This is a genomic window from Ferrovum sp., assembly GCF_027317285.1.
GTDB lineage: Bacteria > Pseudomonadota > Gammaproteobacteria > Burkholderiales > Ferrovaceae > Ferrovum.
On sequence record NZ_DAHVHV010000028.1, the window covers coordinates 1 to 20,738 of the forward strand.

The 20,738-nt window shown below is 58.0% G+C and carries 15 protein-coding genes; 7 read left to right on the forward strand and 8 right to left on the reverse strand.

Annotated features, from left to right (window positions below; all coding sequences use genetic code 11):
• From M6F29_RS07320 to thyA, 4 genes are all read right to left on the reverse strand, one after another.
• Positions 1–605 (reverse strand): TonB-dependent receptor plug domain-containing protein (locus M6F29_RS07320; RefSeq protein WP_298158267.1); only part of this gene is annotated, 605 nt, incomplete at its 3' end.
• Between the two features lie 140 nt (positions 606–745).
• The gene (locus M6F29_RS07325; protein WP_298158268.1) at positions 746–2,521 is read right to left on the reverse strand and encodes a sensor histidine kinase; all 1,776 of its coding nucleotides are present in this window, start codon (positions 2,519–2,521) and stop codon (positions 746–748) included.
• Between the two features lie 61 nt (positions 2,522–2,582).
• Entirely contained in the window at positions 2,583–3,251 is a 669-nt protein-coding gene (locus M6F29_RS07330) for a response regulator (RefSeq protein WP_297479875.1), read from the reverse strand.
• Positions 3,252–3,352: 101 nt separating this feature from the next.
• Positions 3,353–4,336, reverse strand: a complete 984-nt coding sequence (gene thyA / locus M6F29_RS07335) for a thymidylate synthase (RefSeq protein WP_366525960.1) — start codon at positions 4,334–4,336, stop codon at positions 3,353–3,355.
• A gap of 71 nt (positions 4,337–4,407) precedes the next feature.
• Here thyA and M6F29_RS07340 point away from each other — a divergent pair, with 71 nt between their 5' ends.
• From M6F29_RS07340 to M6F29_RS07370, 7 genes are all read left to right on the forward strand, one after another.
• Positions 4,408–5,952, forward strand: a complete 1,545-nt coding sequence (locus M6F29_RS07340; RefSeq protein WP_298158272.1) for a M17 family metallopeptidase — start codon at positions 4,408–4,410, stop codon at positions 5,950–5,952.
• Between the two features lie 91 nt (positions 5,953–6,043).
• Positions 6,044–6,469, forward strand: a complete 426-nt coding sequence (gene rimP / locus M6F29_RS07345; RefSeq protein ID WP_297479866.1) for a ribosome maturation factor RimP — start codon at positions 6,044–6,046, stop codon at positions 6,467–6,469.
• A 14-nt stretch (positions 6,470–6,483) separates the two neighbouring features.
• Positions 6,484–7,959, forward strand: a complete 1,476-nt coding sequence (nusA, locus tag M6F29_RS07350; protein WP_298158275.1) for a transcription termination factor NusA — start codon at positions 6,484–6,486, stop codon at positions 7,957–7,959.
• 16 nt (positions 7,960–7,975) lie between these two features.
• The gene (gene infB / locus M6F29_RS07355) at positions 7,976–10,801 is read left to right on the forward strand and encodes a translation initiation factor IF-2 (RefSeq protein WP_298158277.1); all 2,826 of its coding nucleotides are present in this window, start codon (positions 7,976–7,978) and stop codon (positions 10,799–10,801) included.
• 7 nt (positions 10,802–10,808) lie between these two features.
• A complete protein-coding gene (gene rbfA, locus M6F29_RS07360; protein ID WP_297456483.1) occupies positions 10,809–11,177 on the forward strand; it encodes a 30S ribosome-binding factor RbfA in 369 nt (122 codons plus the stop codon).
• Positions 11,155–12,105, forward strand: a complete 951-nt coding sequence (gene truB, locus M6F29_RS07365) for a tRNA pseudouridine(55) synthase TruB (RefSeq protein WP_298158280.1) — start codon at positions 11,155–11,157, stop codon at positions 12,103–12,105. The genes rbfA and truB overlap by 23 nt, the downstream gene beginning before the upstream one ends.
• Positions 12,102–13,910, forward strand: a complete 1,809-nt coding sequence (locus tag M6F29_RS07370) for an ABCB family ABC transporter ATP-binding protein/permease (RefSeq protein WP_298158282.1) — start codon at positions 12,102–12,104, stop codon at positions 13,908–13,910. Before truB ends, M6F29_RS07370 begins: the two co-directional genes overlap by 4 nt.
• A 53-nt stretch (positions 13,911–13,963) precedes the next feature.
• On the opposite strand, the gene M6F29_RS07375 is transcribed toward M6F29_RS07370, so the two are convergent.
• The 4 genes from M6F29_RS07375 to rpmE form a co-directional block, all read right to left on the reverse strand.
• Positions 13,964–14,863, reverse strand: a complete 900-nt coding sequence (locus M6F29_RS07375) for a serine hydrolase (RefSeq protein ID WP_298158283.1) — start codon at positions 14,861–14,863, stop codon at positions 13,964–13,966.
• Between the two features lie 114 nt (positions 14,864–14,977).
• The gene (gene hrpA / locus M6F29_RS07380) at positions 14,978–18,739 is read right to left on the reverse strand and encodes an ATP-dependent RNA helicase HrpA (RefSeq protein WP_298158285.1); all 3,762 of its coding nucleotides are present in this window, start codon (positions 18,737–18,739) and stop codon (positions 14,978–14,980) included.
• A complete protein-coding gene (locus tag M6F29_RS07385; protein ID WP_298158287.1) occupies positions 18,736–20,400 on the reverse strand; it encodes an ArnT family glycosyltransferase in 1,665 nt (554 codons plus the stop codon). Before M6F29_RS07385 ends, hrpA begins: the two co-directional genes overlap by 4 nt.
• 58 nt (positions 20,401–20,458) lie before the next feature.
• Positions 20,459–20,665, reverse strand: coding sequence for a 50S ribosomal protein L31 (gene rpmE / locus M6F29_RS07390; RefSeq protein ID WP_297453853.1), 207 nt, complete (start codon positions 20,663–20,665; stop codon positions 20,459–20,461).
• Positions 20,666–20,738: the final 73 nt, after the last annotated feature.

Consider the following 20,738-nt stretch of genomic DNA (forward strand, 5'->3'; position numbering starts at 1 on the left):
CCCACCAGACGGGAATTGAAACTGCCGATCTGGCTGCGCACCGTCGCGGTCGGGTCCCCCATCGGGTCGTTGGAACGAACGGCAATGGTCCCTCCATAGGTCGCATCCCCCACCGTACTGGCCCGTCCCGGCCCCCGGTCCACGGTGACTTCGCCCGTATCCTGAGCCAGGAAATAACTGTTGACATGATGCGAGAAGTTGGCGCCGTCGACGAAGGGGATTCCATCGAAGGTGACATTGTATTGCCCGTCGACGAAGGAACGCATGGTTAAGGACGGGTTTTCGTTTCCCCCCGGTCCGTTGGGACTGATGGCCCAGACTCCGGGTGCGACGGCGGCATTGTCCACGTAACTGGAGGCACCGGTCTGGGTGTTGTTGATGTAGTTTCGGTTGATGACGGACTGAGGTTCGGTGGCGCTCAGGGAGCCCTGGGTGGGGGCATTGGCCGGCGCCGATTCGGCGGGCGGGATGGCTTCGTTGCTGTTGCCCGCGCCGCTCGACACCGAGCCCAGATCATAGGCCCACAGGGTTCCCGGCAAGGCCGTCAGCATGGAGGCGTGAAACAGTCCTGAGATGAGCGGCTTCAGACGAAATTTCTTGTGCATGGCGCGTATTCCTGTCACTAACGTGAACGGCTCTGGACATGCCATTCATGATTTGCAAATGATATTCATTATCATATAGCAAATAAGAATCATTATCAATAGATAACTGAAAGATTCTGAACGCGGGGGGAGATCTGGCGTTACCAGGTGAGGTGGAGGGTGGTTCCCGAGGAAGAGGAGGTGATGGTCAGGGTAATGCCCAATTGTTGGGCGCGGCGGTAGAGGTGCGGTAATCCCCGTCCTGAACGCGTGGTTGCCATATCAAAGCCCTGTCCATCGTCGCGGACTTCCAGATGGTGGGCGCCGACACTGAAAAATACATGACGGGCGTGACTGTGTTTGGCAATATTCGTGAAGATTTCCTGGACCATGCGCATCAATTGCAGCGTGTTGGAGGTGCTGGGAAAAGGCAACCTGGGTGAATCCTCTACCTGCCAGTGCAAAATGGCTCGACTGGATTCCATGAGGGATTCCAGACGCTCGCGCAGACTTCCCATCTGGGTTGCAAGATCCGTAGGATCTCCATCCAGAGAATCAATCATGAGGCGCAAATCTTCCAGGGCAGAGCGCAACGTCTGTTGAAGGAGTAGTAATTGGGGCGGCTGCCGTTCGGCCTGGACCAGGGCACTCACCAGATAACCCCCTAGTCCGTCGTGCAGGTCGCGCATGATGCGCTCCCTTTCTCCAAATACGGCCTGGCGCATTTCCAGGGTCTGGCGTTCCTGGTAACTTTGCGCCAGGGTTCGGCTCTTTTCTGCCACCATGGAATTCAAGTCGCGATTCAGGGTTTCGAATAAAACCAGGGAACGGTCAAAGCGCAGGAGCAGGAGGAAGGCGATGGCAATTCCCAGAACGGTGGAGCCCCAATAAAAGATGAAAACCGGAATCTCGCGCCGGGCGTGGAGAAGATAGGCCAGGTCATGGTACCCCGTCAGGGCGGAAAACAGGATGGAAAAGAACAGGAGCCAGGTTTCGCTGGGCAGACATTGGTGGCGAAATTGGTAAATGGTGAACAGAATATACAGGGAAATCGCGCTGTACCCCAGGCCCAGCAGGCCGAACCCGCGAAACAGATAGGGCGAGGGGAACAGCAAGATCAGAAATGGGCCCACGGTCGTATAGATCAGAAAAAACTTTTCGAGGGTAGGGCGCTGAACCTTGACGAAGCGGTGGATCAGAAGCAGGAGGCAATAGATGTAACACATGATGGCGGTCAGTACCAGCCATAACCATTGATGGTGCGTGAGCCAGGGGACTTCCTGAATGAAGAAAATGGCGGTGTAGAGGGCGCTGAATCCGCCGCACAGTGAGAACATGAGGTAGAGGGTTTCCTGGCGCCGTCTCAACCAGATGATGAACAAGATGAAGGAGAGCAGCAAAAGCAGGGTGAAAGAGATGGTGGGGACGATGACCTCGCGGAAATACCGGGCGTTGTAGGCGGGCCTCAATGTGGCGTCGGGACCTATCTGGAAGGGGCTCAGACCGGATTCTTCCTGGGCATAGCCGAGGAGATTCAATACGATCTGGTTCTCCCCGGCGTGGAGGAGCGGGCCTGGAAAACTGAAGAATGAAGGGCGGTAACTGTTATGGCTGACGGGTTCGGTGAAGCGTCCTCCGGAGCCGACCAGTTGGCCATTGATGAATATTTTGGCATTGACGCTCAGGCGTGGGAGATAGATGGCCCAAAGGTCATTGGGAGAACGGTCGAGCGTGAAAGAAAAACGATACCAGCCGAAGCCCCCTTTGAAGGGGTGACTCAGATCCCAGTTATCTGGCAGTTGGACGGGAGTCCAGCGGGACTGTGGCAGGGTAGGGGGTGTGGTCTGGCTCTGATCGAAGACAAACTCCCCATGGTCTAGCCGTTCCACCTCTGCGTTGGCATCAGACAGCAGCAGACCCATGAAGAGGAGACCCACAAAGGGCATCCAGAAAAAGAGGCTTGCGAATGGATTTCTGGCCATCTTGGTCGGGACCGGATTACCTCCTGTTTTTGATGAGGCCCAGTTGAACAGCTTCCTGGGTAGCTTCAATATTCGAATGTACGGAAAGTTTTTCATAAATCCGGCGGATATGCGTGCCAACGGTATTGTTGCTGATGTTGAGCAAGGAAGCGATCTCGTTGCGTTTATATCCCTTGGTGATCAGATTGAGGATATCCTTTTCCCGTTCTGTCAGGGCCACCTGAGGAGTCGTGGGGGTGGATTTTTCCCATTCCCCGAATTGACTGAGAAGGAAACGGGCGACCTTGGGGTTGATGGGACTTCCCCCGTCGATCAGCATCAGCAGATTGTCGGCAATGGTCGTGAAGGAACTGTCCTTGAGAAGATAGCCACGCGCACCCGCCTTGAGGGCATTCACCACGTGCTGTTCATCACCGAAAACAGTCAGGACCAGAGACTCCGTCGGACTCTGGCTGTTGTGGATCTGACGAATCAGGTCGAGTCCCGAACCATCGGGAAGTCCCAGGTCGATCAGTGCGACACGCGGAGGATGTGCAAGAAAGGCTTCCTGTCCTGCGCGCAGTGATCCAGTGGCTGCAATGACCTGAAGGAGCGGATGCGCGCTGATGGCCTCAACCAAGCGCTCTCGAGTGATGGGCTCGTCCTCGACGATCAGGACGGAGTTGCGTTGGGTGGGCGGGATCATGGCGGAGGTCCAGAGAGGGAAAATTCGGTCGAGTGCGGGAGAGCATACTGGCTCGATGACTTTCTGACCATCACCGGAACAGGTGATTCACGAGGTTTGGATCAGATGGCCATGGGTGCTGTCAGGGAAGGGTGATGCTGGTAGGCTTCCAGGATGAAATCTTCGGGTTGAATCTGCTCCAGCCATTCGGGCGCGTACTGTCCCGTTTCGGCATAGGCAGGAATGCGGGGGGAAAGGGACAGACGGGGAGCGGGGTAGGGCGCTCGTTTCAGTTGGGTTTCCAGCATGGGCAGGTGATTTTCATAAATGTGTGCGTCCCCGATGAAATAGGTGAACCAGCGTGGGCGATATCCGCTCAGATGACCCATCAGGGTCAGCAGGGCTGCGCCCTCGGCCAGGTTGAAGGGAGCCCCCAGCCCCAGATCGTTGCTGCGGATATACAGACAAAGGGAGAGCTCCCGGGTTTCGGGGTTGGCCAGAAACTGATAAAGCAGGTGGCAGGGTGGGAGCGCCATTTCGTCCAGTTGCGCCCAGTTCCAGCCATGGAACAGGATACGACGGCTGGTTGGATCGGACATGAGCGTATCGAGACAGGTGCGCAGTTGATCGATGGCCTTGTAAAGCAGGAGGCGGGGATGACCTGCAGGGTCGGGTAGGGTACAAAGGGGCTGGAAGCCCTGGGCCAGGGCACGTTGAGTTTGAGCCGCATGTTGTGGATGGGTCAGGTCGATTTCCTTGTATGCCGGCCAGGCGCGCCATTGAACGCCGTAAAGCGGACCCAGGTCATCGATCCCCTGGCGGAAGGGGTTATTGAGCCAGGCGGCATTGTCATTGGCATTCTGGTCCCATACCCGACATCCCAGAGCACGAAAGTTTGCTGCATTGCGGTAACCACGCAAAAAACCTACCAATTCTCCCATGGCCGAACGGAAGGCCAGTTTGCGGGTGGTCAGGGCAGGGAATTCCCGAGCCAGGTCAAAACGCAGCATGGCCCCCGGCAAACTCAAGGTGCGGATGCCCGTACGGTTGGACTGCCAGGTTCCCTGGGTCAGGACTGTACGAATGAGGTCGAGATAGGACTGCACGATGAAACCCCTTGTCATGGAGGTGCCCATGATACCATTGGCAATCGTTCGAATCCTTGTGGTTGCCTTCCATGTCCGTGTCTCACGTCCCCTCGCCCGCTGGTCTTCCCGTATTTCCTGAATTGAACGGATTGACCGAAATCCCTCATTTCATGGTGGCGGAATGGACCCCGGCGGAGTGGGTGAGACAGGGCATGTTTCACGTTCTGGTCGTGTTACCTGCGGCGCCTGAGGACGGGGGCACAGGTCCGGGTCAGGAGACTCTGAATGCGCTGCGCCAACGACGGGCCCAGTCGGAAGTTTGCGCGTCTCAAAAAAAGAAGAAGGGATTCGACCCCCATGTGGCCATGCTGCCGGACGGCGTTCTCGTTTCCTGGGTCTGGCTGACGGGTGCGTCCCGGAACTTTGAACGACATACCCGGCTGCGGCAAGCCCTCCAGCCTTTGCTCGAAGAGAAACCCACGCATCTGGCGGTCTGGTTCAGCGGGCAGGAATCCTCTTCCGAGCAGGAAGAGATTCTCTACACACTGACGCTCAATGGGCGATCCTTGCCGAGTGCCCAACGTGCCGCCTGGTGTGGGGTAAAGGCGTGGTTTCTGCTGGGTTCACCCCCCCCTCCCGACCTTTCTGCGCGTCCGGTTTCCCTGGCGCTCGCCAATACCTTGACGCGAGCCTTGACGGTGCTGCCCCCGAATCGGCTGACACCGGCAAACTATCGCGAATTCCTTCGACAGTGGGCACGGGAAGAGCGTTGGGATTGGGAAGAATATGGGGTGGAACGTTTGCAGACTCTGGGGGCAGGGGCATTTCTGGCGGTGGCACAAGGCAGTGCAGAAGCTGATGCGGCGATTGTCCATTTGACCTGGTCTCATCCCCGGGCCGCCCATCGAGTGGCTCTGGTGGGAAAGGGGATCTGTTTCGATACCGGCGGCCTCAATCTCAAACCGGCACGCTACATGCAGGGCATGCATGGAGATATGAATGGTTCCGCCGTGGTTCTGGGGCTCATGCAGGCCATCGCCCGACTCCAGTTGCCGCTGGTCGTGGATGCCTGGTTGGCGATTGCCCAGAACTCAGTGGGTCCTCGGGCTTATCGTCAGAATGAAATCGTGACGACGCTGGAGGGAACTACCCTGGAAGTCGTTCATACCGATGCAGAAGGGCGGATGGTTTTGGCTGACACACTGACGCTGGCGGCACGACAGAAACCCGACCTGATCGTGGACTTTGCCACTTTGACCGGGAGTATGCATACCGCATTGGGAAGCCGGTACAGCGGGTTGTTCACCACGTCGGCGGTGCTTGCCCGCCTGGCGGAAGAGGCCGGAAAGAGCAGCGGTGAGCGTGTGTGGGTATTTCCTCAGGATGAAGACTACGATGAGGCATTGGAAAGTTCAGTGGCGGACATCAAGCAGTGTACCTTGGAGGGTGAAGCCGACCACATTCTGGCTGCCCGTTTCCTGTCCCGTTTCACGGCACAGTTGCCCTGGGTTCATATGGATCTCTCCGCTTCGCTCCACCCCGAGGGGTTGGGTGCCGTGGCGACGGAAGTGACGGGCTTCGGGGTGCGCTGGGGGGTCGAATTTCTGGACAAGTGGATAAAAAATCCTTTATAATCTCCAGGATTGAGTAGTGTGGTGTCTCTGCAGTGGGCCTCGGGCCCTTTTTTTATTTGTGTGATTTCAGGGAATAGGTTACCAGGCGAATATGGATCTCGTGGGATTGGTGGATAAAACAGTGACGGGACTGGGCTATGAGTTCGTGGAACTCGAACGCGCAGGCCGGGGGTTGTTACGTGTTTTCATCGATCATCCCAATGGGATCGGTGTGGAGGATTGCGCTACGGTCAGTCATCAGTTGACCCGCTTGTTCGGTGTGGAAGAAGTGCCCTATGAACGGCTCGAAGTATCCTCACCCGGTTTGGACCGACCGTTGAATAAGACCGCCGATTTCGAACGGTTTTTAGGGCGCGAGGTCAAAGTCAAACTGCGCATTCCTCATGCAGGTCAGAGAAATTTTTTGGGGCGTCTTGAAGCAGTGACTGAACAGACCCTTACTTTGGCAACCTCGGCGGGATTATTGGATATGGCGCGCGAAGATATCGAACGTGCCCGTCTCGTGCCGGAATTGTGAGTGGAGAGAACAGAATGAGCAAGGAAGTACTGTTGTTGGTCGATGCGCTGGCGCGGGAGAAAAACGTTTCGCCCGAGATCGTGTTTGTGGCACTGGAACAGGCTCTGGCATCGGCCACCCGTAAGAAGCATGGGGAGGAAGACATCGATGTGCGGGTCAGCATCGATCGTCATACCGGCGATTTCCAGTCCTATCGGCGCTGGCGTGTCGTGGAGGATCAGGAATGGCTGTCCGAATTCCAGGAATTGCCCCTGTCCCAGGTACGCGTAAACAATCCAGACGCCCAAGCCGGGGAGATCATCGAGACTCCCCTGGAGCCCATCGAGTTTGGACGTATTGGGGCACAGGCTGCCAAGCAGGTGATTTTTCAGAAAATCCGGGATGCGGAACGAGAACAGATTCTGGCGGATTTCCTGCAACGACAGGACAATCTGGTCAGCGGTCTGGTCAAGCGCCAGGAACGCGGGAATTATATCGTGGAATCCGGTCGGGTCGAAGCCCTGCTGCCACGTGATCAGTTGATTCAGCGCGAAAATTTGCGTATTGGCGATCGGGTTCGCGCCTACTTGCTCCGGGTCGAGCGTGGTGGACGGGGGCCTCAGGTGATTTTATCGCGTGTGGTCCCGGAATTCCTGATCAAATTGTTTGAACTGGAAGTGCCGGAAATCGAGGAAGGCTTGTTGGAGATCAAGGCAGCGGCCCGTGACCCCGGCGTTCGCGCCAAGATTGCCGTTCATTCCAAAGATCGGCGTATCGACCCCATCGGAACCTGTGTCGGAATGCGGGGATCACGGGTACAAGCCGTGATTTCGGAATTGGGTGGGGAACGAGTCGACATCATTCTATGGTCGGAAGACCCCGCTCAGTTTGTGATCAATGCGCTGGCACCTGCAGAGGTCAATTCCATTCGCGTGGATGAAGAATCCCACAGCATGGACGTGGTGGTGGACGAAGATCATCTGGCGCAGGCGATTGGCCGGAATGGACAAAATGTTCGCCTGGCCTCGGAGTTGACCGGTTGGTCGCTCAATATCATGACCGAAGATCAGGCCCAGGAAAAGGACGAGGTGGAAACACTGCGCTTGCGCAATTTGTTTGTGACGCGCCTGGATGTGGACGAAGAGGTGGCGGACATCCTGATTCAAGAGGGGTTTTCCAGTCTGGAAGAGGTTGCTTACGTGCCCAAACTGGAGATGCTGTCGATTGCGGCCTTCGACGAAGATACGGTGAATGAGTTGCGGAGTCGGGCGCGCAATGCTTTGCTGACGGAAGCAATCGCCACGGAAGAAAAGGTTGAACATGCAGTGGAAGATTTGAGACATATGGCGGGAATGGATCCAGAAACTGCGGTTCTATTGGCTTCAAAGGGAATTCATACGGTGCAGGATCTGGCAGATCTGGCGGTGGATGAACTGGAAGAATTGACGGGACTGACGCAAGAACGCGCCAGTGCCCTGATCATGGCGGCGCGCGCTCCGCTGTTTGAGTAATCAGGAGACATCAACCATGACGCACTCCACCGTGACGGATTTGGCTACAGAATTAAAAATGACGTCCTCGGCGTTGCTCGATCAATTACAAGCGGCGGGTATTCAAAAGACGGCTCAGGATACGCTGACCGAACGGGACAAGGCTGTTTTGCTGGAACATCTGCGCGAGCAGCATGGCCGCTCAGAGCCAAAAACACGGATTACCCTGACCCGGCGTCAGACCAGTGAAATTCGCAAGGCAGACAATACGACCGGTAAGGCACGCACCATACAGGTGGAAGTTCGAAAAAAACGCGTCTTGATCAAACGGGATGTGACAGAAAATCAGCCAGAAGAGGTTCTGGAAGTCTCTGAAAGTGTTCCTTCTGTCATGGGAAGCGAGGTAGAGGCATCTGAGGTCGGGATGGAAGTGTCTTTGCATGATGAAGCAGAGGTTGTTACCGAATCGCCTGAAGTTCAGGGCGTGGATGCGCCATTGCCTCCAGTTCCCGAGGTTGAGGAAGAAGCGATTCAAGGCTCGGATACGGTGATGACCGTTCCTGATTCGGAAGTCTCTCCAGAAGAAGAAACCGTTTCTGCCCCGCCTCCCGCTGAGTCTCCACTGTCGCAACGGACGCTCCGTGTTTCGCCCATCGATGAGGAACAGCGTGCCATTCGGGAAATGGAGGCGCGCCGTCAGGCCGAATTACGTTCCAGGCAAGCGGCTGATGCACTGGATAAAATGGAACGGGCGCGGATCCGCAGGGAAGCCGAAGAAAAGGCCGAGGCTGCCCGAGTGGCGGCTTTGGCGGTCAGCGCCAAGCCAGTGGTGGCGGAGCCCCGTTCTGAAAAAACGGGGACCCTTCACCGTCCTGCGGTGGCAGTGGCTGCCACCACGGATGCGGCCGGTGTGCGTAAACCTGCAAAGAAAACAGAAAAACAACCGGCCACGGCTTGGACCGATGATGGCGCCAAACGTCGAGCACTCAAGACGCGCGGAGAAACCGGAGGGACGGGCTGGCGTGAACCTCATGGCCGTCATGGCAAGGGACATAAGGCAGATTCCTCCCAGTCCCATGCTTTTTCGGCGCCTACCGAGCCCATCATTCATGAGGTTCTGGTGCCCGAAACCATCACGGTTGCGGTACTGGCGCAGAAAATGGCCGTCAAGGCCGCCGAGGTGATCAAGACGCTGATGAAAATGGGCATGATGGTGACCATCAATCAGATACTGGATCAGGAAACGGCCATGATCGTGGTACAGGAATTAGGTCACATGGCCAAACCTGCCAAGTTGGATGATCCGGAAGCACTGCTTGCGGAAACTGGGACTGTCCATGTAGATGCGATCCTTGAACCCCGTGCTCCGGTCGTCACCGTTATGGGACATGTGGACCATGGCAAAACCTCGCTTCTCGACTACATTCGTCGGACCCGTGTGGCCAGTGGTGAAGCAGGAGGGATTACCCAGCATATCGGGGCATATCATGTGGAAACACCGCGCGGCATGGTAACTTTTCTGGATACCCCGGGGCATGAGGCATTTACAGCGATGAGGGCTCGGGGTGCCAAGGTTACGGACATCGTGATTTTGGTGGTGGCAGCAGATGATGGAGTCATGCCCCAGACCATCGAGGCCATCCACCATACCAAGGCGGCGCAGGTGCCAGTGGTCGTGGCGGTCAACAAGATGGACAAACCCGAGGCAAATTTCGACCGAATCAAGAATGAGTTGGTCACCCAGGGGGTGCTTCCTGAAGAGTATGGCGGTGACGCACAGTTTGTCGCCGTTTCCGCCAAATCCGGCATGGGAATCGATGAATTGCTCGAATCCGTACTGCTTCAGGCTGAAGTTCTGGAACTGAAGGCTCCTCGCAATACCCCTGCCAAAGGGATCGTCATCGAAGCTCGTCTCGATAAGGGGCGCGGTCCCGTAGCGACGATTCTGGTGCAATCCGGTCAGTTACGGCGTGGGGACATGGTTCTGGCCGGGGCGGCTTATGGGCGGGTACGGGCCATGTTGAACGAGGCGGGACAGCCGGTGGAGAGTGCCGGACCTTCGATTCCCGTAGAAATTCAGGGATTGACCGAAGTTCCTGTGGCCGGTGAAGATGTCATGGTCCTGAATGACGAACGTAAGGCGCGGGAAATCGCCCTGTTTCGTCAGGGCAAGTTCCGCGATGTGAAACTGGCCCGGCAGCAGGCTGCGAAACTAGAAAACATGTTCGATCAGATGGGGGAAGGAGAAGTCAAAACCTTGTCCCTCATCGTAAAATCTGACGTTCAGGGTTCCTACGAAGCACTTTCCCAGTCCCTGCTCAAGTTGTCCAACGAGGAAGTCCGGGTCAACATCGTTCATGCGGCGGTGGGCGGAATCACCGAGTCGGACGTCAATCTGGCTCTGGCTTCCAAGGCTGTGATCATTGGCTTCAATACCCGCGCGGATGCAACGGCGCGCAAGTTGATCGCTTCAGCGGGGGTGGATGTGCGGTATTACGACATCATCTATACCGTGGTGGACGAAGTCAAGGCCGCGCTCTCCGGCATGTTGGCACCCGACCGCAAGGAAAATATCCTGGGACTGGTGGACGTTCGAGAAGTGTTCCGTATCTCGCGGGTGGGGGCTGTGGCTGGTTGCTACGTTCTGGAGGGTGTGGTCAAGCGGGGCGCCCAGGTTCGACTGCTGCGGGATCAGGTGGTGGTTCATACGGGCGAACTGGACTCTCTCAAACGCTTCAAGGACGATGTTCGTGAGGTCAAAACAGGCTTTGAATGCGGCTTGTCCCTGCGTAACTATAATGATCTGAGGGTGGGGGACAAGTTGGAAGTCTTTGAAATCGTAGAAGTCGTTCGGAGTCTGTGAGTCCGGTATGAAACATTTTCCGCGCCAGATACGGGTGGCTGATCAGATCCAGAAAGAATTGGCTGATTTGCTCCGGCGTGAATTCAAGGACCCACGCGTGGGCATGATCACCATTACAGCGGTGGAGGTGGCGGGAGATTATGCCCACGCCAAGGTCTATGTCAGTTCGCTTCAGGGGGAGGAGGTATTGGCCCGCTCCCTGGAGGCATTGCGCGATGGGGCGGGATTTCTGCGCCATCATCTGGGGCGGCGCCTGACCTTGCACACCCTGCCGCAGTTGCATTTCGTGGCAGATACTTCGGCGGATCGGGCCTTTGTTCTCACCAATCTGATCGATGCCGCGCGGGCGGCCGATGAAGCCCTCCCAAAATCCTGAACGTCCGGAGCGGCGTGCCCTTACCGGGGTCATCCTGCTCGACAAACCGTTTGGATTGTCGAGCAATCATGCCTTGCAGCGTGTGCGTCGTCTTTTTCGGGCGCTCAAGGCGGGGCACACCGGCACTCTGGATCCCCATGCCACAGGATTGCTCCCCCTCTGTCTTGGAGAAGCTACCAAGTATTCGGGATGGATTCTCGATGCACCAAAGACTTATCACGCTACCCTGACCCTGGGACAGACCAGCAGTACCGGGGACGGAGAAGGCATATTGAGTCCGGGGCTCCCCTATTCGGGGAACGAAACGACACTGAATGCCGCACTCGCCGGATTTCTGGGCCCCCAACTCCAGTTACCTCCCATGCATTCGGCGCTCAAGATCCAGGGACAGACTCTGTACCAACTGGCGCGTGCCGGTCAGGAAGTGGAACGTGTTCCTCGTGCCATCCATGTTCATGAGATACGTCTTCTCTCCTGGCGGGAAGATCAGGTGGTCATTGAGACCAGGGTCAGCAAGGGCACCTACATCCGGGTTCTGGCTCAGGATATTGGTGTTGCCCTGGGGTGTGGTGCCTATCTGAGTGGTTTGCGGCGGACGGCCACCGGTCCTTTTGACCTGGATGGGGCGGTGACCCTGGAAGGTCTGGAAGGGATGACGCAAACTGAGCGCGATGCCTGTCTTCAGCCAGTGGACTGTCTGCTGGCCGGACTGCCGCGCCTCGATCTCTCTCCCGTTCAGGGGCAGGCCCTGAGTCAGGGGCAGATCGTCGCCGGGAATCCTCTCTGGCAGGAATCGCTTTACCGGGTTTATGCCCAGGATCGATTTTTGGGATTGGCCCAACCGGATGCCACGCGCAGGAATCTGGTACCCCGGCGCATGATGGGCGATTTAACCTCTTCCTGGGTTCAGGAACCTTGTGCCCCATGAGACCTCATTCACCATCCACTCCCTCTTCTGCTTCTGCGCCCCATGCGTTTGCAGCAGGAGACTGGCGTGTCATTCGTGGGTTGATGCCCTACCTGCTGGCATTCAAGGGAAGGGTTGTCCTGGCTTTGTCCTGTCTGGTGCTGGCCAAGGTGGCCAATGTGGGTGTTCCCTTGCTGCTCAAGGAGATCATTGATCGTCTTGCACCGGGAAAAGGCGCGCTGATGGTGCCGGTGGCTTTGGTCCTGGCTTATGGGGCATTGCGCTTTTCGACAACCCTGTTCAACGAGTTGCGGGATGGGGTCTTTGCCAAGGTGACCCAGCGTGCCATCCGGCGCATTGCCCTGTCCGTGTTTCAGCACCTGCATGCCCTGAATCTGAGCTTTCACCTGGAACGCCATACCGGCGGACTATCGCGCGATATTGAACGGGGCACGTGCGGCATCGAGAGTTTGTTGCGGTTCACCCTTTTCAGCATTTTTCCCACCCTGGTGGAAATGGCCTTGGTGGCGGGCATTCTGGCCTGGAAATACGATATCTGGTTTGCCCTGATTACCTTGGCGACATTGGGGATTTATATTGCGCTGACGGTGGTGATCACCGAATGGCGCACCCATTTCCGGCGGCGCATGAACGAACTGGATTCCAGGGCCAATGCCTGTGCCATCGACAGCCTGATCAACTATGAAACGGTCAAATATTTTGGAAATGAAGCCTGGGAAGCGCAACGCTACGATCAGAATCTGGCTCGCTGGGAAGAGGCAGCGGTCAAAAGCCAGACTTCTCTGGCTTTGCTCAATGGAATCCAGAGTCTGATCATCGGAGTGGGCGCAGTGGCACTGATGTTGCGGGCAACCGCAGGGGTGTCTGCTGGGCGCCTGACCGTGGGGGATCTGGTCCTGATCAATGCACTTCTGCTGCAACTGTACATGCCCTTGAACTTCCTGGGCGTGGTGTATCGTGAAATCAAGCAGTCCCTGGCGGACATGGATCGCCTGTTTCGATTATTGACGGTGGAAACGGAGATTCGTGATGACCCCGATGACCGACCCTTGAGGGTTGAAGGCGGGGTCGTTCGTTTCGAAGCGGTGGATTTCTTCTATGACGAACGGCGTGCCATTCTGCATCAGGTGGATTTCGAGATCCCGGCCGGACATAAAGTGGCGGTCGTTGGGTCGAGCGGGGCCGGAAAGTCTACGCTGTCCCGCCTTCTGTTCCGTTTCTATGACGTGCAACATGGGCGCATACTGATCGATGGTCAGGACATCCGCCAGGTCACTCAACAGTCCTTGCGTGCCGCGATCGGTATCGTGCCTCAGGATACGGTGTTGTTCAACGACACGATCTATGCCAATATCGCCTATGGACGGCCCGGCGCCACCCGCGGGGAGGTTCTGCGTTGTGCCCAGGCCGCCCATATCCATGCATTTATCGAAAGTTTGCCAGAAGGTTATGAAACCCAGGTGGGGGAACGGGGACTCAAGTTGTCCGGCGGGGAGAAGCAGCGCGTCGCCATTGCCCGTACCCTGCTCAAGGCTCCACGTATTCTGGTATTCGATGAGGCCACTTCGGCCCTCGACTCTCACTTCGAGCGGGAAATCCAGGAAGAGTTATCTTCCATGGCGCGCCACCACACCACCTTGGTCATTGCACACCGGTTGTCCACCATCGTCGATGCCGATCAGATCCTGGTCATGGAAGCGGGGCGCATCGTGGAACGGGGCACGCATTCCGAGTTACTGGCCAGAAATGGGCGATATGCGGAACTATGGGCCTTGCAGCAGGCAGAAGAGGCCCAATCCGGGTAAAAAGGGTTTGTCAACCGAGACTGGGGCGATTCATCGCCCCGCAGGCACGAGAGTTAGAGGGCAACGCCCGGTTTTGGAGCGGGTTTGGCCGATAACAATCCCAAAGTGGTCTGGTCCTGCACTTCCAGCCAACGCCGTACCCGATTGGCATCGGAAAACCGGGCATGATGACCGCGGGAATCGAGCAGGACGATGATGGTGGGACGCTGGTGGATGGTGGCCTGCATGACCAGACATTGTCCCGCTTCATTGATGAAACCGGTTTTGGACAGACCGATCTGCCAGCCTTCCTGGGCAACCAGGGGATTGGTATTGTGCAAGGTGACCAAGCGTCCTCCCCGTCCGATGGGGACCTGAATCTCGGAGCGGGTGGTGATCTCGTGAATCAGGGGGACTTTGACGGCGGTACTCACCAGCACGGCCAGATCCTGAGCCGTGGCGACATTGGCGCCATTGAGTCCGCTGGCATCTTCAAAATGAGTATCCTTCATGCCCAACTTCTGGGCTTGCAGGTTCATCTGCTGAACAAAGGCGGTTGTGCCCCCGGGAAAGTTTCGGGCAAGCGCCGCAGCGGCGCGGTTCTCAGAGGCGACCAGGGCCATGCGCAGAAAATCGAGGCGGGTCGCCCGGGTACCCACGCGCAGGTGGGAATGACTGTAACGCAACGTGTCCACATCTTCCTGCGTCACGGTCAAGGTTTCTTCCAGATCCTGATGATTCTGAATGACCACCAGCGCCGTCATCAATTTTGTGATGGAGGCGATGGGATGGGTGGGTTCGGGATTTTTGGCGTAAACGACTTTCTGGGTCTGTTCATCCACGACCAAGGCAGTGACCGAGAGGAGTGCCATATGTCTGGGGTCTGGATCGACGGGAGCCCCATGATGATGGTGGTGCAGGTGGTGGTGAACCTGTGCTTCTGCCAACGGAACATGGGTGACGAGGAGGGCCATGAACCCCGTGAGGACCCAAGAGCGCAAAGCAGAAGAGGATAATAACATGGGTGAATTCCGAGGGTGAATGAGACGGTTCAACGATACAAAAAAACCCCCTGAAAGGCAAGGGGATTATCCCGGTTTTACGTGATTTTCCCAGAATTTTTCAAGGCGGGGTACGGACACGGGGTACGGCGTTTTGAGCGACTGGGCAAAGAGTGAACAATGCAACTCTTCCAGCAGCCAGCGAAACTCTTCCAATGCCGGACTGGGACCCCGCCGCTGAAGGGTGTCTGCCCAGCGTCGTTCCAGGCGCATCAGGTCGGTATTCTTGCGGCTGTCTCCGGCGGGGTCGCGGGGCAGTTTTTCCAGACGAATTTCCATGGCGTGCAGGTAGCGGGGAAAATGCGCCAGTCTGGCGGGGGGCGTGGTGCGCAACGTGGTGAGATTCACCAGACGTTGACGACGATGCTCCAGTTCCTTCAGGGGACCTGCCAGGCCGGGTTGGCGTGACAGTTGGGTCAGACGTTGGACCACATTGCGGTGCCGCATGAAAATGTCCTGGAACAAGGCTACCTGGGCCTTCAGGGACTGACTCAGGTTTCCCTTGAGGGATTGGAGACGATGCTGGAAATCGATGCGTGTGCGCGGCGGAACCCCTTCGTCCGGCAACCATTGGCGCAACACCTGCTGAAGCAAGAGGTCGAAGAGGGTATCTGCGGTGACGGGGTCCCCATTTTGGGCCAGACGAGAGAATTCAGGCAGGAGGGGAAGGAGGTCGGGCAAGGCATTTGTTCCTTTGGGCCGTAGCGGGGCCAGACTCAATTGGGCCAATCGGCGGATTCCGGCTCGGGTGCTGGCGAGCGCTTCTTCCTGATCATCGAAGGCCACCAGGTCCACGGTTTGTCCCCGATCCACCAAACCCGGATAGACCGTGAGGACGATACCCGCGCGCGCCAATGTCCGGGAGTCGGTAAGTTCCTCGAAATCCCAACGCGTCAGCCCCTTTCGTACCCAGTCCGGATCCTCCTGGGAACTCAGGGCGTGATGGAGCGGATTGTTCCATTGAGCGCGCAGCAGGTCGGGGTCGCGGCCACTGGCGATTTCCTGGTCAGCTTCATCGGTCAGGACCAGGCGCATTTTCAGATGTTCGGGCGGGGTGGCCCAATCCTCGGCGGATACCGTCTGCCCGCTGCGCTGGCGGACGAAATCCGTCAATTGGAGAAGAAGCGTGCCTCGAGTGGGACCATGACGTTCCAGAAAGGCTGTGACGGTGGGTGGCAGGGGTACCAGGGTACGACGCAGGGTTCCGGGCAGTTTTTTGAGCAGGAATGCGATCTTTTCCCGGATCAGTCCCGGGACCAGCCAATCCAGCGGGGCATCTTCCAACAGGGACAGCGCAAGCAGGGGCAGGGTCAAGGTGACTCCATCGAGGGGATGCCCGGGCTCGAAACGGTAGGTCAGAGGCCAGTCTCGGCCTCTCCAGGAAAAGTGGTCGGGAAACTGGATTTCGGTGATGTCCCCGGCGGCATGGCGCATCAGGAAGTCGCGGGTCATGAGCAGGGGGTCCGGGTGCTCCGGGGTTCGTTCGCGTAACCAATGGTGCAGGCGCTGGGCGCTCCACACTTCGAGGGGCAGGCGATCCTCATAAAAGGCGCAGAGATCCTCTTCGGGAATCAGGACACCCTGGCGCCGTCCCTTATGTTCCAAGGCCAGGACTTCAGCCATGGTGGCCAGGTTGTGGACCAGAAAAGGAGGATGTCGCTTCAATTCTCCTGCGACGAGGCCATGCTGGATGAAGACTCGCCGCGCCTCATGGGGAGCGATGGGACCATACCGTACGGGACGGCGGGCCACCAGGGTCAGGCCATAGAGGGTCACCTTTTCGTAAGCATTGGTCTGTTCGCCCTGAGGATCCCAGTAAGGATCGCCATAACTGCGTTGAACCAGTGTTCCGGCAGCGGCTTCGACCCATTCCGGCTGGATGGAGGCCAGCAGGCGGGCCTGGATGCCTTCGGTTTCTGCCAGTTCGGCCGCCATGACCCAGCGTGGACGTTCCTTGCCCCGCACGCCAGAAGGGATCCGGAAACGAATGCCGCGTGGGCCGAGATAATTCTGTGCTTCCCGATCCCATTGGCCGATCTGGCCCAGTAACCCGCAGAGTAGGGCGCGGTGGATGGATTCCGGTGGGGCGGGACTGTCGTTCGGCAGCCATTGTCGTTCGGCCATCAACCCCACCAGTTGACCGTGCAATTCGCGCCATTCACGCACCCGTGCGGGGGAGAGGTAATTGCGCTGGCAGAAGTGCGCCAGTTGGCGTCCCGATTTGCGGTGTCGAAAGGCTTCCTGAATCTTGTCCCAGATCTGGAGCAGGGCCAGGAATTCCGAACCAGCCTGGAGGAACTGGGCATGGTGGGCATCGGCCCGGGTACGATCATCGGGGGGGCGCGTGCGTGGATCTTGCGCGCTCATGGCTGCCACCAGGACCAGGATTTCCCTCAGGCAATCCAGTTCACGAGCGGCGAGGACCATGCGACCCAACCGTGGATCAAGAGGGAGGGGCGCCAGTTCACAGCCTAACCGGGTGAGTGCGCGGGTCTCGTCCATGGCACCCAGTTCATGCAGGAGCCGATAGCCTTCTTCGATGGCGCGTGGGGTGGGACTGTCCAGCAGGGGGAGCGTATCCAGGCTGCCCAGACCCAGATGCGCCAGGCGCAGGATGACGCTGGCAAGAGAGGTACGGAGGATTTCAGGCGTGGTGAAGGGCGGACGGGCGGAAAAGTCCACTTCGTCATACAGTCGGATACAGATTCCTGCCGCCACTCGCCCACAACGTCCGGCACGTTGGCGGGCCGCTGCCTGTGAGATCTTTTCCACGCGCAACTGGGTGACCTTGGTGCGCAGACTGTAGCGATTGACGCGAGCCAACCCCGTGTCGATGACGAAGTGGATGCCTGGCACTGTCAGGGAGGTTTCGGCAACATTGGTGGCCAATACGATGCGCCGTCCCGCGCCGGTTTGAAACACCCGATCCTGCTCGGCCTGCGATTGACGGGCGTAGAGCGGTAAAATCTCGGTGTGAGGCGGATGATGCTTACGCAGGGCTTCGGCGGCTTGCCGGATATCCCGTTCTCCCGGCAGGAAGATCAGAATGTCCCCGCGAGCATGCAGGTCCCCCAACTCGTCCACAGCATCCAGCAGTGCCTGGAGGTCCCGGTCTTCGTCGTCGTCGGTTTCTTCTTCGCTGAGCGCCTCGATGGGGCGCCAGCGGATCTCCACCGGCCAGGTCCGTCCCGAAACCTCGATGACCGGGGCTTGGTCGAAGTGGGCTGACAATCGTTCCGCCTCGAGCGTGGCGGAGGTCAGAACCACCTTGAGGTCGGGGCGACGAGGGAGCAGACCTTTCAGATAGCCCATCAGGAAGTCCATATTGAGGCTGCGTTCATGCACCTCATCGAGGATCAGGGTGTCATAGCGGCGCAATTCAGGGTCGTGGGCGATTTCGGCCAGCAGGATTCCCTCGGTCATGACTTTGATGAAGGAGCGGTCCGATACCTGATCGTGGAAACGGACCTGGTAGCCCACGGCTTCACCCAGCCGGGTTCCCAGTTCCTGGGCAAGTCGTTGTGCCACGCTGCGCGCCGCCACACGGCGCGGCTGAGTACATCCGATCAGTCCCTCCACTCCCCGTTCGAGAAGCAGGCAGAGTTGGGGGATTTGAGTGGTTTTCCCCGATCCGGTTTCTCCACAGATGATGGTGACGGGATGACGGGATAGTGTGGACAGTATTTCTTCCCGTGCCGCCAGCACCGGCAGATCGCCAGTCAATGCCGGACGCGGCAAGGTCTCCCGACGCCGGGCTCGAACGGCGGGAGAAAAGGGCCTGTACCTCATCGGGTCGGGCGGGTCAGGAGGAGGAATCGCTCATTTCGGTCCCCAGGGCGTTCTGCACTCCAGCGCAAGTGCCAACCCTTGGGCACCAGAAAGGCATTTTGTCCATTGGACTGAACCAGCCAGAGGGAGCACTGGACACCGGGATCCAGTTCGCGTCGTTCGGTGCGAAGATCGAGGGCATCGTCCAGCAAACCGCGCTGAGGTTCGCCCAGTCCTGTGCTCATGATGCAGCCATGGGAACGGGGCAATGCCTTTCCCAGCGAAAGCATGACGCCTTCATAACTGCGTGAGGCTTCCACATAGGGTAACCAGAGGGACATGACCAGCATCCAGGAAACCGTCATGCCCACCGACCAGTTGATCAGGGCACGTCGGGGAGAAGGATGGGAATGAAAAATGGTGAAGGCCCAGAGCAGTGTCAAAAACAGGGAGAAAGCGAAGGGCAGTGCCTGGAAGTGGGTATGGAAGTCAGGCAGTTGGGCGTCGAGGTAATGTACGATCCCCACGGGCCAACCCGTCATCTGGGCAATCCAGCCCAGCCACAGCAAGGTGGTCAGCAACCCGAAAGTCAGCATGCCGAACCAGTCCAGTGCACTGGTGGCCCCTCGCCGTAATCCGTCCAGTCCGCCTGTTGCCAGCAAGGTAAAGGGAATGAGGAGGGGGAGGGCATTGCCTTCACGGGGAGAAGTACAGACCCCCAGAACGATGAGCCAGAGTCCCAGCATCAACAACAGGAAACGGGTCTGAGGTTTTTCCCAGATCCGTCTCCCTCCGGTCCAGAGCACCCCCAGGGCCAAAGGGGCGGCTGGCCAGGCAAACCAGCTGGAAACGGCCAGATAGTAAAGGGGAGAAGCATCGGCGACCAACCATGTCCCAGGATGCAGGAAGGGGCCGAATAACAGGGGTTTCCAGAGAAGATAGGCGGCGGGATGGTCGAGCGCCAGCAGGGTGGGCCAGATGACCAGAAAGGGGATGGCTCCCATGGCCCAGAAAAGCGCGAAACGTCTCGCCTGAGGCAGACGAAATTCCCGGATCAGAAGGGGCGCCAGGATCAACAGGGGAAAGAGTAAGGGGAATGCCAATGTGCCCTGGGACAGAAACGCCATGCCGAATCCGATCCCCCCCATCAACCCCCCCCGGACGGCTTGGGTTCGTCCCATGGGAAGAGCGGCCACGACCCATGAAACGCCTGTCAACCAGGATAAATCCGTGCTCATTTCATGGGCACGGATGACCAATCCCACACTTCCGATGAAGATCAGGATGGCCAGGCGAAGGGTTCTGGGGCCGTAGAGATGACGGGCGGCCAGGGCAATCCCCGCAAAGGTCCCCACCATGAACACCCCACTGGCCAGACGTGCGGCATCGTGGGGAGGGACGAGCTGGAAGGAGAAGCGGACCAGAATCGCCCCCAGCCAATAGTACAGAGGAGGGTGGGCGAGGTAGGGTTCACCGGCCAGGGTGGGAGATAACCAGGATCCCCCGCGCAGCATGCCGTGGATGATCCCCTGACTGACCGCTTCGTCGTACTTCCAGGGGGTATGCCCCGTCAGGCCCGGAAGAAGCCAGGCGAGACAGATAAGAAGAAAAAGTACGATCTTGAGGGGTGTGGCGGTCCCGTCGAAATTGAGGGTTTTATCGATTAACGATCCGGAAGCCACAGCGATCCCTTTGCAGTTCCACCCCCAAGTCTCAGTGACGAGGTTTGGGGGGGATGGATTACTTGCGGGCGTACTTTTGACGGAATTTCTCGACCCGTCCGGCGGTATCCACGATTTTCTGTTTCCCGGTATAGAAGGGATGACAGGCCGAGCAGACTTCCACGGAAAGAGCTGGCTTGCCCATCGTGGAGCGGGTGACGAAAGAGTTACCGCAACTGCAGGTTACGGTGAGGTCATTGTAGGCGGGGTGAATATCAGCTTTCATGAGCGTTCCTGTACGTGAGCCGGGGTATACGGCACCAAACCCGAGATTATGCGTCAAAATTAGACTCTATGCA

Bases quoted from the DNA above. Each gene is read 5' to 3' on its own strand.
- M6F29_RS07330 (WP_297479875.1), bottom strand. From the start codon at position 3,251: ATGATCCCGCCCACCCAACGCAACTCCGTCCTGATCGTCGAGGACGAG.
- M6F29_RS07340 (WP_298158272.1), top strand. From the start codon at position 4,408: ATGTCCGTGTCTCACGTCCCCTCGCCCGCTGGTCTTCCCGTATTTCCT.
- rimP (WP_297479866.1), top strand. From the start codon at position 6,044: ATGGATCTCGTGGGATTGGTGGATAAAACAGTGACGGGACTGGGCTAT.
- nusA (WP_298158275.1), top strand. From the start codon at position 6,484: ATGAGCAAGGAAGTACTGTTGTTGGTCGATGCGCTGGCGCGGGAGAAA.
- infB (WP_298158277.1), top strand. From the start codon at position 7,976: ATGACGCACTCCACCGTGACGGATTTGGCTACAGAATTAAAAATGACG.
- rbfA (WP_297456483.1), top strand. From the start codon at position 10,809: ATGAAACATTTTCCGCGCCAGATACGGGTGGCTGATCAGATCCAGAAA.
- truB (WP_298158280.1), top strand. From the start codon at position 11,155: ATGAAGCCCTCCCAAAATCCTGAACGTCCGGAGCGGCGTGCCCTTACC.
- M6F29_RS07370 (WP_298158282.1), top strand. From the start codon at position 12,102: ATGAGACCTCATTCACCATCCACTCCCTCTTCTGCTTCTGCGCCCCAT.
- M6F29_RS07375 (WP_298158283.1), bottom strand. From the start codon at position 14,863: ATGGCCCTCCTCGTCACCCATGTTCCGTTGGCAGAAGCACAGGTTCAC.
- hrpA (WP_298158285.1), bottom strand. From the start codon at position 18,739: ATGAGGTACAGGCCCTTTTCTCCCGCCGTTCGAGCCCGGCGTCGGGAG.
- rpmE (WP_297453853.1), bottom strand. From the start codon at position 20,665: ATGAAAGCTGATATTCACCCCGCCTACAATGACCTCACCGTAACCTGC.